Raw genomic sequence first — 12,629 nt, 5'->3', positions numbered from 1 at the left:
GCATACAATGCCAGCGCATGAAGTTTGCGTTTCTCATATTCAAATACTTTCCCTACGGCGGTGTGCAGCGTGACATGCTGCGCATTGCCCGCGACTGTGTGGCATTAGGGCACGAAGTCACCATTTTTACCGGCGAATGGCGTGGCGAACAACCATCAGGCATACACATCCGCTTGCTCAAGGCCCGCGGCTGGCTCAATCATCACCGACACACCTCGCTGATCCGCCAGATGCAGCAGGCGATTGTGCAAGGCCAGTTTGACCGTATTGTCGGCTTTAACCGCATGCCGGGGCTGGATGTCTATTTCGCCGCCGATCCCTGCTATGCCGAACGCATGTCACGCGAACCCTGGTATAAAAAACTGTCTGGCCGCTACCGCTTTTTTTCTGCCATGGAGCAGGCCGTGTTTGGCCCCCGGGCAGGCACACAGATTTTGCTGCTTAACCAGCATGACCAGGCGATTTTTCAGCGTTGGTATGGTACCGACCAGGCACGCTTTCATCTGATCCCGCCCAATATCCCGCTGCAGCGATTTGCTGACTTACCCGCCCGGGATCAACGCGCCTACGTGCGCCAGGCATTTGCGTTACCAGAAGACGCCATCATCTTGCTCACCGTCGGCTCGGCTTTTTTGCGCAAAGGCGTGGACCGTGCAATCAACGCCTTGAGCAGCCTGCCAGAGACACTCAAGCAACGTTGCTGGCTAATCGCCGTCGGAGAGTTTGAATCCAGCAGCAATATGCAGGCCTATGCCGCCGAGCGTGGTGTCGCCGACCGTTGTATTGAAGCTGGGGGCCGCCCGGATATCCCGGCGCTGATGCTAGGCTGCGATGTACTCATACACGCCGCGCGCTCAGAGCTGGCCGGCATCGTCATCATTGAAGCGATGACGGCCGGTTTGCCGCAATTGGTGACCAGTGTGTGCGGCTATGCGAGCTATGTTGCCGCCGCCGGGGCAGGAGAAGTATTGCCTGAACCGTTTGATCAGGCCGTGATGAACCGCACTTTGCAGACCATGCTCACCAGCTTGCCGCAACAACGCTGGGGCCAACAGGCCCGCGCATACGTCGCCCAACTGGCCGCCAAACAGGTCTCAGCGCCTGAAGCCCGTATCATTGAGGCTGCTTCAACCCGCCGCCCGCTTTAACCGATTAAGGCGCAGCGGGTCGCCCGGCCTTAAACGGCAGATGCCGCAGCTGGTCCGCCGCCGCCTTGCTGGCTTCACTGCGTTTCAAGGCATAGGCTTTGGCCTGCTCAAGTAAGGCCGCAGAAGGCAGCTTGGGGTCCTCAGACAAGCGGGACAGTTTTTCAAAGCTTTCTTCATAAGGCGTGGCGACCTGTGCGTCAATCTGTGCTGCCATTTCATCAAAACTGACACTGCCCTCACGCCCTTCAAGCATGATCTGCTGCCATTTGTGCTGAGCCTGCTGGTCAACCTGATTCAGCTTTTGCAATTGCTTTTGAATCGCCACCTCTTGCCGCCAGCGATATTTGGGTGCCGGCAAATGCGTCAGCAAACCCAGCACGACCAGCGCCCAGGCCAGCCCTGCCAAAGCTTGCGATATAGTGATAGCGGGCGAGCCACGTAAAAAAGCGGGCAACATGAGCAAGCCCAGCACGCCGCCGGTCAAAAACCCGCCAATATGCGCAGAGTTATCAATGCCGGGGATCACATAGCCCATGCCTATGGTCAACGCTGAAAAGAGCATGCCTCCCCAGAACAACCAGCGAAATTCAACTTGCTGCATCTGGTGTCTGGCAACCCAGAGATAGACCAGCAACGCGCCATAGATGCCAAAAATCGCCCCGGAGGCCCCACCTGACACCGCCTGATTGCCCTGAACCACCAGCGACAACAGATTACCGCCTATGCCGCTGACCAGGTAAATCAACAGAAAGCGTGCAGAGCCGAACATGCGTTCGACCAGCTTGCCGCCATCCCACAAGGCCAGCATATTCATGCCCAGATGCACGGCGCCAAAGTGTAAAAACATGGCGCTGCCCAAGCGCCACCACTGACCATCGGCCGTGGCTGGGGCAAAATTGGCGCCCCAGGTCAGCTGTACTGTATTGGGCGAGTGCCAAAACCCGGCGCCACCAAACAGCATGAGCACGAACACCAGCACATTGAGCGCAATCAAGGTGCGCGTCATCGGCGGCACAGGTGCGCGCAGCTCAATGCGAGGGGTGGGTGAAGCGTGCATCTAGGCGAGTGACTCCTGAAAAGGCACCTGCAACAAGGGCGGCTGTTGCAAGCTGTCAATTAAGGTTTGCAGGTTTTCTTCTGGCATAGACATCTGCGGATCAATCCTGTTCGCGACCCAGCCACAACACGCTATCTGCCGCGACTTGAGCCCCTCTGCCGTCAGCAGCGCATGATTGATACAGCCCAGGCGCATGCCGACCACCATCAGCGCAGGCAATTGCAGGGCCTGAATCAAATCGGCCATGCTGTGCGTCTGGTTTAAAGGCACCAGCAAGCCCCCTGCGCCTTCCACAATCACCACATCGGCCAGCGTGGTCAGTTGTGCATAGGCGGCTTGAATGACCTCAAGCTGAATTTCCACGCCGGCTTGCGCAGCGGCGATATGGGGCGCAATAGCCGGTGTAAAGCGGTAGGGATTAATCAGTTCAGCAGGTGCTGTCACGTTGGAGGCGGCAGTCAGTAAACGCACATCTTCATTTTGCCAGCGGCCATCCAGCCACTCGCAACCGGAAGCTATTGGCTTCATGCCGATCACCGTCTTGCCTTGTGCAATCAACTGCTGCATCAAGCGAACGGTGACTGTGGTTTTACCGACACCGGTATCGGTGCCAGTGACAAAAAAACGTGAAGGCAGCGGCTGCATCATGCCCCCTGCGTGGCGGGTTTGCTCGACATGAATTGCACCGGACTGGTCCCAGGTGCCGTGTAGGGCTGGCTCCCGGTCCAGGCATGTACGAACACCACTTCATAGGTGGCGGGCAATTTACCCTGGTGGCGAAAAGCCTCATAGCCCTGGCGCAATTGCTGCAAAAACCCCCTGCCACTCAAGCCCTTGGCACGCCCCGCCGTCGCATTATGTGCGCCAATCGCTTTGAGGTCGCGCATCACAGATTCCACCGTATCGTAGGTCAGGGTGTAATGCATCACATCCAGCACCGGCGCGCTAAAGCCAGCCCGCGTCAGTGCATCGCCGATATCATGCATGTCAATAAAACGGCTGACATGGGTATGCCCATGACCAGAGGCTGCGCGCAGTTCTTTCAGCGTATCCGGGCCCAAGGTGGCAAACATGAGCAGCCCGTTGGGTTTCAGCACACGCCTGAATTCTTGCAATACGGTGTCCATATCGTTACACCACTGCACGGCCAGGTTGGACCACACCATATCAACACTGGCGGTCGCCAACGGCATGGCTTCAATGTCGGCACACACCATTTGTGGTTTGGCCTGCCAGAAGCGATACCAGGGAAACAGCGTTTTCGTGCGGGCCAGCATACCTTCGGCAATATCCAGCGCCACCCCTCTTGCCTGCTTAAAGTGTTTGAGCAAGGCATGCAAGCCATGACCGGTGCCGCAACCTGCATCCAGAATCACCGCAGGCGCCAGCTTGACCACGTCCAGACGGCTCAACATCTCCTCACGTACCTGGCGCTGCAAAATGGCGGCGGCATCATACTGTTTGGCCGCACGGTGAAACGACTGGCGCATGCGCGTCTTGTCGATCTGATAAACATCCTGCATTTAATGCTCCCCGGCGCGTGCAGCTGGCTCATCTGCCATAAAGGCTTCCACCGCTTCGCAAAAAGCTTCCGCATGTGACAAAAAGGGCGCATGTGCCGCCCCGGCGATCACGCGCAAATGGGCACGCTGCAAATGCATGGCCAGCCAGTGCGCTGCCGAGACCGGCGCCAGCGTGTCTCTATCCCCGTGAATGATCAGCGCGGGCTGGAACAAGCGCCCGACCTCTTCGCGCAGATCCGTCTGCATCAAGATATCCAGGGCCTGATTCAAGCTATCTTGGGTAGGCGTGGGTTTGGCGCCAAACGCAATACGCAATTGGCGTACCGTGCTGCGCGCATCTTTGGCATGCATGCATTGCAGGGTCAAGAAATTGAGCAAGGTGGCATTAAAGTCTTGCGCAAACCGCTCGTTGAACTGCTCAAAATGGCGGGCTGCAATTCCATGTGCCCAGTCTGGTTTACTCACAAAACAGGGGTTGGTCCCCACCAGAATCAGCTTCTCTACCCGGTCCGGTTGATTGAGGGCAATTTGCTGCGCAACCAAGCCGCCCAGCGACCAGCCTAAAAGGGTGGACACGCCGGGGATTTCCTCAGCCACCGCTTCGGCCAGGCTATGCAAGTGATATGGATAAACCGGACGGCTCTGGCCCATGCCGGGCAAATCCACCAGAAACAGTCGAAAATGGGTGGACAGCCGCTTGGTGACCCGTTCCCATACCGCACTGTTCATGCCCCAACCATGGAGCATTACCAGCGGTTTGCCTTGCCCCATGATTTCGATAAAACAACTCATGCCACCGCCCCGATAGCTAACTCACGTTCGGCATCGTGCAAGGCTTGAATCAGCGCCCTGACGTCGGACTCACGATGGGCAGCCGACAGGGAAATCCGCAGGCGGGAAGTGTTCACCGGCACGGTAGGGGGGCGGATTGCAGGCACCAGAATGCCACGCGCCTGCAAATACTGGCTCAATGCCAGCGCCTCATGGTTATCGCCCACCACCAGTGGCTGGATAGCGGTTTCTGACGGCAGCAAGTGCCAACGGGTGAGTGAGAGCTCACTCTTGAGCAGCGCAATCATGTCAAACAATTGCTTTCTGCGCGCATCGCCCTGCTCTATCTCTTTCACTGAAGCCAGCAAGGCGGCGGACAGCGGTGGTGGCGCAGGCGTGGTGTAGATATAACTGTTGGCGTGCTGAATCAGGTAATCAATCACGATTTGTTGGCCTGCTACAAAAGCACCCGCCACACCCGCGGCTTTGCCTAGTGTACCCATCATGATCAGGCGTGGTGACTGCAGCCCCAGATGCTTGAGCGAGCCACGCCCTTGCGGACCGAGCACACCAAAACCGTGCGCATCATCCACATACAAATAGGCATCATAGCGTTCGCAGAGCGCAAGATACTCAGCCAGCGGCGCAATATCGCCATCCATACTGAACACCGCATCAGCGGTGACCAATTTGTGACGGGCCGTGCTGGCTTGCAATAATTTTTCCAAGGCGGCCACGTCATTGTGCGGAAAGCGATGATGCGTGGCACGTGACAAAAATGCGCCATCATTCAGACAGGCGTGATTCAGCTTGTCCGAGAAAACGGCATCTTCACGCCCCATCAAGGCACTGACGACGCCAATATTCGCCATGTAGCCGGTGGAAAACAGCAAGGCTGCCGGTTGCCCGACAAAAGCCGCCAGCGCCTGCTCTAGCTGATCATGATAGCGGTGGTGACCGGTAATCAGATTGGAAGCACCGCTGCCCACACCCGCTTCAGCAGCGGCTTGTTGCAAAGCGACCACCAGCGCAGCATCGTTGGCAAGACCCAGATAATCATTGCTGCAAAACGACAAAAATGGCTGGCCATTGGCGGTGATATGCTCGGCCTGTGGTGAATCCAGCAAGCGGCGCTGCCGTATCAGGCCCAGTGTTTGCCGTTTTTCCAGATCGGCCCGTAAAGACTCCAGCAGATCACTCATTTAGATTTTCTTCAAGCCTAATTTGGCAAACAGGGCATTGTCAGACTCAACCTCAGGGTTGCCGGTCGTCAGTAATTTTTCACCGTAGAAAATACTGTTGGCCCCGGCATGGAAGCACAAGGTCTGCACGGCTTCGCCCATGCTCTGGCGGCCAGCAGACAAGCGGACAAAGCTGGTCGGCATGGTGATGCGGGCGATGGCGATGGTACGCACAAACTCCAGCGGATCCAATGGGTCGGTGCCGTGCAAAGGCGTGCCTTCCACTTGGGTTAACAAGTTGATGGGCACGCTTTCCGGCGGTTGCTCCATATTGGCCAACTGGGCAATCAGGCCCGCGCGCTGCGCACGGGTTTCACCCATGCCAATAATGCCGCCGCTGCACACATTGATATTCATGCTGCGCACGCGGTCCAGGGTGTCCAGACGGTCCTGATACGTCCGCGTGGTAATCACATCGCCATAGAACTCGGGCGCGGTATCCAGGTTATGGTTGTAATAATCCAGCCCAGCCTCTTTCAGTTGCTCGGCTTGCCCATCCTTGAGCATGCCCAGCGTGGCACAGGTTTGCAGCCCCATCGCCTTCACTTCAGAGATCATTTTGAGTACAGGCTCCAGGTCGCGCTGCTTGGGTCCGCGCCAGGCGGCTCCCATACAGAAACGGCTGGCACCGCTTTCTTTGGCCGCTTTGGCTGCGGCCAGCACATCGTCCAACTGCATCAAGGGCTCGTTTTCAACCTCGGTATGATAACGCGCAGCTTGCGGGCAATAGCCGCAGTCTTCGGAACAGCCGCCCGTTTTAATCGACAGCAGTGTGCTGACCTGCACGGCGTTTGGATCAAAATGCTCCCTATGCACAGTGTGCGCTCTGTGCAGCAAATCATTGAACGGCAATTCAAACAGTGCCATGATATCTGCAACGCGCCAGCGCTCAACCGTTGGATGACAGGAAGCTGCAGGCTTCAAGCCATCCAGATTAATGACGGAGGTTTGCATTTCGGTGCCACAAGCAGTAGCAGAGGTGTGTTGTTCCATAAGTCCCACGCATTAAAAAATAGATGAATAATCCGGCCGAATTATATGTTGTTTAAAATCATACGTGAAAAAATTTTACAACAGCTTAAAATTTAAACAAATCAACACCACTCACTGGTTGTCGCAGTGGCTGGCAACGACGCTGCCCTGCCCGCTGTGCCATCAAGCCCCAGGCGCTCGCCAACCTTCAGCGACTGACGAGCCAATCTCGCCTCCAAACGGACTTTGTTTAGACTGCCAGGCCAGCCTGCCCTGGTACGAATCGCCGCGTTGCCCACAATGCGCATTACCAAATACGCGAGGTGAGTTGTGCGGCATCTGCTTACAGCACGCCCCCGCTTTTGACCAGACGCTGACCGTTTTTCGCTATGCCTATCCGCTAGATCGACTCTTGCATCAATTTAAATACCACCAGCAATTGCCATGGGGGGCGCTATTGGCACAGGCCTGGCTATCCCGCCTGCCAGTGTTACCCGCGAGCCAGCAGCCACCCGTCCTGGTGGCGATGCCCATGCACCTGAACCGCATCAAACAGCGTGGGTTTAATCATGCGCTTGAATTAGCCAGGCACTTGCAAAAGCAGTGGCAAATTCCGTTAAGGATAGACGGCTGTGAGCGATTGATAGACACGCCAGCGCAAGCAGCGATGGACATGAAAACAAGAACCCGCAATCTACGCGGTGCCTTTGCGACCTCGCAGCGATGGCAAGATCAGCATGTGATGATCGTGGATGATGTGATGACGACAGGAGCCAGCATGCATGCGCTGGCAAAAGTTTTTAAACAGGCAGGAGCTGCACAGGTGACGGCGCTCGTGCTGGCACGCACCCTCAAACAGGACTAGCTAGCACAGATTATTCGGCATTGGCTTGTACGCTGCCGCCCAGTTGACGGATGCGCTGCGTAACAAACTCGAGCAAGCGCTCGCTTAACGGCAGGCTTTGCGCCTGTTGCAAGTGCTGCAAGGCTTGCGCATTCTGGCCCACGGCTTGTAATGAAATGGCGTACGCCACCATCCATTGTGCATGCCCCGGCCGCAACAGCGTCGCGCGTTCAAAATGTGGCAAGGCGGCGGCATGCTGGCCGGTTTGCTGATAAGCCATGGCCAGCATCCATTGCGATTCGGCATCTTGCGCTAGCGCACTGGCCACCGGTTTTAATGTTTGTAACACCGCCTCTGCCTGACCATGTGCCAACTGCCATCTGGCGAGTGATTTGGGCAAACCCACTTGAGCCGGAAACTGCTTGATGCCGGCCTGCAAGACCGAGACAGCCTCAGCCTCTTGCCGAGACTCAAACAAATAGGCGGCCAACAGCTGGCGTGCATCTTCAGACTGCGGATAAATCGTCAGCGCTTGCCTGAGCATTGCCAACGCCTCGTTCAAACGACCTTTTTGCTCATGATCGACAGCACGCTGGATCAAGACATTCACTTCCTGCTCAGGTCTGACATGTTTATTGACCATGCCTTTTTCGGCTGACTTTTCATCACTTTTGCCCTGGTTCTGGTCCGCGTGCGTCTCCAGTGTAGGCGCGATGGTGGCAACCGTGATTGCCGCCGTATCCGCGGACTTTATGCTGTACTCACCCTCAACTTGTGGTGCAGCAGCATTAGCCACTGGCTTCACTTGAGCAACGACAGCGCGCGCACTGGGCTTTGCAGAAGCAGATTCGGACTGCCAGGCACTGAACAATGACCTGGTCAACTGCGGCGGCGCCCAAGTCGCCACCGTGCCTGCCTCTGCGGCTGCCGGGGCTAAAACAGTCTGTATGCGTGGTTTTGGGCCTTGAGCCTGCGGCGCGGCATGGGGTATCGCAGTCACATGCTGCGGATAAAAATACGCCATCAACATGGGCGTATTCATCCACACCCATCCGGCTGTCGCAAGCAGCAGCCCGCCACCTATCAGGCGATTCAACCAACGGCCAGCTGGGGCTGGCTGTGCAGACAACACTGGCTTGACCTGCCCGGCCCAACCATCAGTGGTGTTGCCCTGACGGGCCTCTACGTTTTGTAACACCTGATTAATCAAGCTCATTTGATTCCTCCGTCGCCTGCTAACGACCAAACCCGGCCAGGGTGGCATGCAACGTCAACCACCATTTAAACCCATGCTCCAGCCAACGATGCTGTGCTTTGACACTGGCTTGTGTATCAAGAATCGCCGCTTTCACATCCTCGGTTGTAACCCTGTGCTGGCCACGGCCAAACGCAGACAATAATGCTTTATGCGCCAGAATATTCAACAAGCGCGGAATGCCGTTGGCATACCGGTATAGCAATCGCATGCTGGCCGGACTAAACACCATGCCGCCCTGATACCCGGCCACATGCATGCGATGATTCAAATAAAACGCTAATTCTTCCCATTGCAGGCCTTTGAGGTGATATTCAAAGCCAATGCGCTGCCGCAGTTGGCGAATAGACGAATGGTTGAGACGTTCTTCCAGCTCAGGCTGGCCAAAAATGACCACTTGTAACAACTTGCGCTTTTCGGTTTCGAGGTTACTCAGCAAGCGCAAGGCTTCCAGCGTTTCCAGCGGCATGGCTTGCACTTCATCCAGACAGACCACCACATGCGTGCCTTTTTCAGCAAAGGTCAGCAATGTGCGATGCAGCGCATCTATCATGTCATGGTGGGTAAACTCAGGCTTGAAGGCGACGCCAAACTCGGTGGCCAGCGTCATCAGTAAGGCGTGCGGGTCAAGATAGGGGTTGGGAAGGTAAGCAATCTGGCAACCGGGTTCCAAGGCTTTGAGCAGGCGCCGGCAGAGCAATGTTTTACCGGTGCCAACTTCACCCGTGATTTTGACAAAGCCTTCACCCGACTCAATCGCAATCAATAGCGTATTCAGCGCTTCTTGCAACGTGCGTGTGGCGTAATAAAAGCTCGTATCCGGCGTGATCGAAAATGGAAACTCTTTTAAGCCAAAATGCTGCAGGTACATGCCCGCTCCTAAAATGCGTTGTCTGACTTGAGTTTTTCTACCCGGTCCTGGCTGTCGAGCATATCTTGCGCCCAGTTATCGCCACTGCGGACCACGGTGGATTTGAGCAGAATGACCAGTTCTGTTTTGGTGGAGCTTTGGTCTTTCTGGCGGAACAGGTTACCCAAAAATTTGACATCGCCCAAACCAGGTACTTTTGTCCGTGTATTATCCACGGACTCTGACATCAGCCCGCCGATCGCAATCACACTGCCATCGCGGGTACGCACGATGCTATCGGTTTCATTGATGTTGGAGGAGGCCGTTGGAATCGTGTAGGTGCCACCGTTGGCACTGGACAAACTCACAGTACGGTTGACCTGGGTGACTTCACTGATAAACGGATGGACGTGCAGAATAATGTTGTCGTCCTTGTCAATTTGCGGTGTCACATCCAGTGAAATACCAGAAAAATACGGTTGCAGCTGAATATCTGGCGTCACTACGGCGCCACCCGTGGTAGTGGTAACATTGGTACGCACATTGGTCACGTAGAACGCATCATTCCCCACCTTGAGTACCGCTTTCTGATTGTTGATGGTGGCAATGCGCGGACTGGACAGGACTTCTACATTGCCCTGTGTTTCGAGAAAGTTAAGCAGCGCAGAAAAGTTTTTGCCTTGTACTGCTAACGCAAACATTGAGCCGCCTATCGACACCGGGTCAGTGTTACTCAAAGCGCCAGGTACGGTGCTGGTCAGCGTGCCGTTGGTCAGGGCACCGGTTTCTCCCAGTGTGGTATTGCCGTTGACGTTACCAAAGGTGTAATCGCGGCCGCGAATATTTCTGACCGCCGCCCAGTTAATCCCTTGTTGCGAGTTTCTATTCAGTTGCACCTTGATAATCTTGGCTTCCAGAATCACCTGACGATCCACGGTCACCTGCATCAGACTCAGAAATTTCTCCACCTGGCGGATTTCCTTGGGCATGGCTTTGACCATGATCAGGCCAGACTGCGCGTTAATGACTACCTTGCGCCCGTTTTCTTCGCCAATCAGGCTACTCAATGAGCCTGCAATCTCGTCCCAAAAGTCATTATTGGTACGCATACTCACATCTGAAGCATACACTTGCAGGTTGGAGGCGCCCGAGGCCGCCTGGTTGCCTGTGCCTGTCCCGGTTGAGCCAGAGCCAACGCCCATGGCGCCGTTCATGGCGGCGGCCTGCCCGGCCACGCCTGCGGCACCGCCCGCACCCGAACCGCTGGCCGTCCCGGACGTGACACGGGTGGCAGAAGACCCTCTGCGAGCGCCTGTAATGTAATTAACCTGGAAAACCCGGGTTTGCAGGGTTTGTGGCTCGACAAAAATCTGTTTGCCGTTCATTTTGTACTCATAACCATACAAGTCACGCAAGGCATTGAGCGCTTCAAACAGCGTGACATCGCGCAGGTTAATCGTAATCTCGCCTTTCAGCTCCGGGCTTAAGGCAATGCTGTAAGGACTGCCAGAGACGATGCCCATCAGCACCTGGCTAGCCGGGGCTTTGTTAACCACGAGGTCAAAACGCGGCTCGACACGTTTGGCCAGCGCTTTGGGTGGCTCAATTTTAAGTGGCTCAAACAACTCATCCGTCACTTCTTTAGGCGGCGGCACCACTTGTGCTTGCGCCTTGGCCGCAGAGGTCGCCAATTCGTTTTGTATTTTTGGCTGAATTGATGGATTGGTCGGCGTGAACGGGTTACTGGTGCATCCAGCCAACCCGGCGCCTATCATCATCACACCCAAGGTATTCACAAAAGTTTTCATAGCAGTCTCTCTATTGATATTCACCTGGCGGCCACTTCAGCCAATCGCAGGCATTTTCACTTTATTTTTTAACCGTTTTTGCCTGTTTGGCTTTTTTTACCTGCGCAGGCGGCGGTGCCTGCATCACAACACTGGTCAACCCCAAACCCAACAGTTTTTTCTCACCGTTTTGATTGATAAACACCGCTTGCTGGTGCTTGACCGAAACCAGTTTAAAGCCTTGATAACGCTCACCCAAGTTGACGAGCTCGCCATTGACCACAGCAAACCCATGCTTGCCGTTGTCCTGAATGGCCGTGACTTGCCAAGCCTGCGCAGTCTCCGTTTGCGCCTCTGGCAGATAAGGCAATACGGCAGCTGGCGGCTTCGTAGGATCTATCATTTGCTCGGCGGCCTGGCTATGTGCCACGCTGACCAATACCATCCAAATCATGAATATGCGCATGCTATATCCCCAACCAGGCGTTTTCCCCACTCAGGGTATACACTTGAAAAATCAATTCGCTTTCTGGGTAACCGCCTTTAAGCTCGGCATTGTCCCATGCCAGCTGACGGCCGATCGCTTTCAGGGACTTGCTATACGCCATCAACGCAAAATACTGCCCTTTTAAATGGACTTTTACGGCGTGCTGGTAAACATGTGGCATGTTTTTCCAAGCCTCTTCCGAGGTTGATGATGCTTCAGCGCCTGGCGCGGCTTGCGCCTGCAATAACTTTCTTCGTGTTTCAATAAAATCCACCACCGGCAAGGATTGCATTTCAATCACTTGCACATCGGTATGCTTTTGCAACAGTTTTTTCAGCATCTCCACCATGGCTTGCGGTGGGACCATAAAGGCAGAAACCTTAAGTAACTCATCTGCCTGGCTAGCCATTTTTTGTCTGGTTTCTGCAATCTCCTGCTGAAACGCCTGCGTAGCTGGCTGTGGCGCCGCCTGGGCAGCAATCTTGGTCAGTTGCTCGGTCAGGGTGGTCGTATCGTTTTGTATCTTGAGGATTTCTTGCTGGGTATTAGCCAGTTGCACCCGCTGTGGCTCCAGCAAAAAGGTATCCATCAGGCCCACCACGGCAAACAAGCCGGTGCCAAACAACATCCAGCGCTCGCGCATGGAGAACGCTTGCCATTTGTCGCTGATTGCCTGTAGTTTTTCAGATCGCAT

General features: G+C 55.4%; 13 protein-coding genes. 2 read left to right on the top strand and 11 right to left on the bottom strand.

Annotation, left to right across the window (positions count from 1 at the left end; translation table 11 throughout):
* Positions 1 to 17 precede the first annotated feature (17 nt).
* Positions 18 to 1,148 carry a glycosyltransferase family 4 protein gene (locus tag ACFQ1T_RS05745; protein WP_379074725.1) on the top strand — a complete coding sequence of 377 codons (1,131 nt, stop codon included), beginning with the start codon at positions 18 to 20 and terminating at the stop codon, positions 1,146 to 1,148.
* Positions 1,149 to 1,152: 4 nt separating this feature from the next.
* On the opposite strand, the gene ACFQ1T_RS05740 is transcribed toward ACFQ1T_RS05745, so the two are convergent.
* Genes ACFQ1T_RS05740 through bioB form a run of 6 tightly spaced genes read right to left on the bottom strand, consistent with a single transcriptional unit; the run spans position 1,153 to position 6,733 of the window.
* Positions 1,153 to 2,205: a rhomboid family intramembrane serine protease gene (locus tag ACFQ1T_RS05740; protein WP_379074723.1), complete on the bottom strand. Its 1,053-nt coding sequence runs from the start codon at positions 2,203 to 2,205 to the stop codon at positions 1,153 to 1,155.
* Positions 2,206 to 2,850, bottom strand: a complete 645-nt coding sequence (bioD, locus tag ACFQ1T_RS05735) for a dethiobiotin synthase (protein ID WP_313985816.1) — start codon at positions 2,848 to 2,850, stop codon at positions 2,206 to 2,208. It lies immediately after the preceding gene.
* A complete protein-coding gene (gene bioC / locus ACFQ1T_RS05730) occupies positions 2,850 to 3,728 on the bottom strand; it encodes a malonyl-ACP O-methyltransferase BioC (RefSeq protein WP_379074721.1) in 879 nt (292 codons plus the stop codon). Before bioC ends, bioD begins: the two co-directional genes overlap by 1 nt.
* On the bottom strand, positions 3,729 to 4,520 hold the full coding sequence (bioH, locus tag ACFQ1T_RS05725) for a pimeloyl-ACP methyl ester esterase BioH (RefSeq protein WP_379074718.1): 792 nt from the start codon (positions 4,518 to 4,520) through the stop codon (positions 3,729 to 3,731).
* A complete protein-coding gene (gene bioF, locus ACFQ1T_RS05720; protein WP_379074715.1) occupies positions 4,517 to 5,701 on the bottom strand; it encodes an 8-amino-7-oxononanoate synthase in 1,185 nt (394 codons plus the stop codon). The genes bioH and bioF overlap by 4 nt, the downstream gene beginning before the upstream one ends.
* Positions 5,702 to 6,733, bottom strand: coding sequence for a biotin synthase BioB (gene bioB / locus ACFQ1T_RS05715; protein WP_379074712.1), 1,032 nt, complete (start codon positions 6,731 to 6,733; stop codon positions 5,702 to 5,704).
* A 64-nt stretch (positions 6,734 to 6,797) separates the two neighbouring features.
* On the opposite strand from bioB, the gene ACFQ1T_RS05710 reads away from it, so the two are divergent.
* On the top strand, positions 6,798 to 7,577 hold the full coding sequence (locus ACFQ1T_RS05710) for a ComF family protein (protein ID WP_379074710.1): 780 nt from the start codon (positions 6,798 to 6,800) through the stop codon (positions 7,575 to 7,577).
* A 10-nt stretch (positions 7,578 to 7,587) separates the two neighbouring features.
* Here the strand turns inward: ACFQ1T_RS05710 and ACFQ1T_RS05705 are convergent, their stop codons facing one another.
* From ACFQ1T_RS05705 to gspM, 5 genes are all read right to left on the bottom strand, one after another.
* Positions 7,588 to 8,772: a tetratricopeptide repeat protein gene (locus tag ACFQ1T_RS05705; RefSeq protein ID WP_379074707.1), complete on the bottom strand. Its 1,185-nt coding sequence runs from the start codon at positions 8,770 to 8,772 to the stop codon at positions 7,588 to 7,590.
* 19 nt (positions 8,773 to 8,791) lie between these two features.
* Positions 8,792 to 9,682, bottom strand: coding sequence for an ExeA family protein (locus tag ACFQ1T_RS05700; protein WP_194748670.1), 891 nt, complete (start codon positions 9,680 to 9,682; stop codon positions 8,792 to 8,794).
* An 8-nt stretch (positions 9,683 to 9,690) separates the two neighbouring features.
* On the bottom strand, positions 9,691 to 11,469 hold the full coding sequence (gene mshL / locus ACFQ1T_RS05695; RefSeq protein ID WP_379074704.1) for a pilus (MSHA type) biogenesis protein MshL: 1,779 nt from the start codon (positions 11,467 to 11,469) through the stop codon (positions 9,691 to 9,693).
* A 61-nt stretch (positions 11,470 to 11,530) separates the two neighbouring features.
* Positions 11,531 to 11,902, bottom strand: coding sequence for a hypothetical protein (locus ACFQ1T_RS05690; RefSeq protein WP_379074701.1), 372 nt, complete (start codon positions 11,900 to 11,902; stop codon positions 11,531 to 11,533).
* A gap of 13 nt (positions 11,903 to 11,915) precedes the next feature.
* On the bottom strand, positions 11,916 to 12,629 hold the full coding sequence (gspM, locus tag ACFQ1T_RS05685; protein ID WP_275356322.1) for a type II secretion system protein GspM: 714 nt from the start codon (positions 12,627 to 12,629) through the stop codon (positions 11,916 to 11,918).

The organism is Methylophilus glucosoxydans (assembly GCF_042676145.1).
Lineage (GTDB): Bacteria > Pseudomonadota > Gammaproteobacteria > Burkholderiales > Methylophilaceae > Methylophilus > Methylophilus glucosoxydans.
Note: the sequence above shows the minus strand (reverse complement) of the source record. Positions and strands in the feature narration are given on the sequence as shown.

What these genes read in the sequence shown, in the direction of transcription:
- bioD (WP_313985816.1), bottom strand. Translation starts at nt 2,850, where the DNA reads ATGCAGCCGCTGCCTTCACGTTTTTTTGTCACTGGCACCGATACCGGT.
- ACFQ1T_RS05700 (WP_194748670.1), bottom strand. Translation starts at nt 9,682, where the DNA reads ATGTACCTGCAGCATTTTGGCTTAAAAGAGTTTCCATTTTCGATCACG.
- ACFQ1T_RS05690 (WP_379074701.1), bottom strand. Translation starts at nt 11,902, where the DNA reads ATGATTTGGATGGTATTGGTCAGCGTGGCACATAGCCAGGCCGCCGAG.
- bioB (WP_379074712.1), bottom strand. Translation starts at nt 6,733, where the DNA reads ATGGAACAACACACCTCTGCTACTGCTTGTGGCACCGAAATGCAAACC.
- ACFQ1T_RS05705 (WP_379074707.1), bottom strand. Translation starts at nt 8,772, where the DNA reads ATGAGCTTGATTAATCAGGTGTTACAAAACGTAGAGGCCCGTCAGGGC.
- bioC (WP_379074721.1), bottom strand. Translation starts at nt 3,728, where the DNA reads ATGCAGGATGTTTATCAGATCGACAAGACGCGCATGCGCCAGTCGTTT.
- ACFQ1T_RS05745 (WP_379074725.1), top strand. Translation starts at nt 18, where the DNA reads ATGAAGTTTGCGTTTCTCATATTCAAATACTTTCCCTACGGCGGTGTG.
- ACFQ1T_RS05740 (WP_379074723.1), bottom strand. Translation starts at nt 2,205, where the DNA reads ATGCACGCTTCACCCACCCCTCGCATTGAGCTGCGCGCACCTGTGCCG.
- mshL (WP_379074704.1), bottom strand. Translation starts at nt 11,469, where the DNA reads ATGAAAACTTTTGTGAATACCTTGGGTGTGATGATGATAGGCGCCGGG.
- gspM (WP_275356322.1), bottom strand. Translation starts at nt 12,629, where the DNA reads ATGCGATCTGAAAAACTACAGGCAATCAGCGACAAATGGCAAGCGTTC.
- bioF (WP_379074715.1), bottom strand. Translation starts at nt 5,701, where the DNA reads ATGAGTGATCTGCTGGAGTCTTTACGGGCCGATCTGGAAAAACGGCAA.
- bioH (WP_379074718.1), bottom strand. Translation starts at nt 4,520, where the DNA reads ATGAGTTGTTTTATCGAAATCATGGGGCAAGGCAAACCGCTGGTAATG.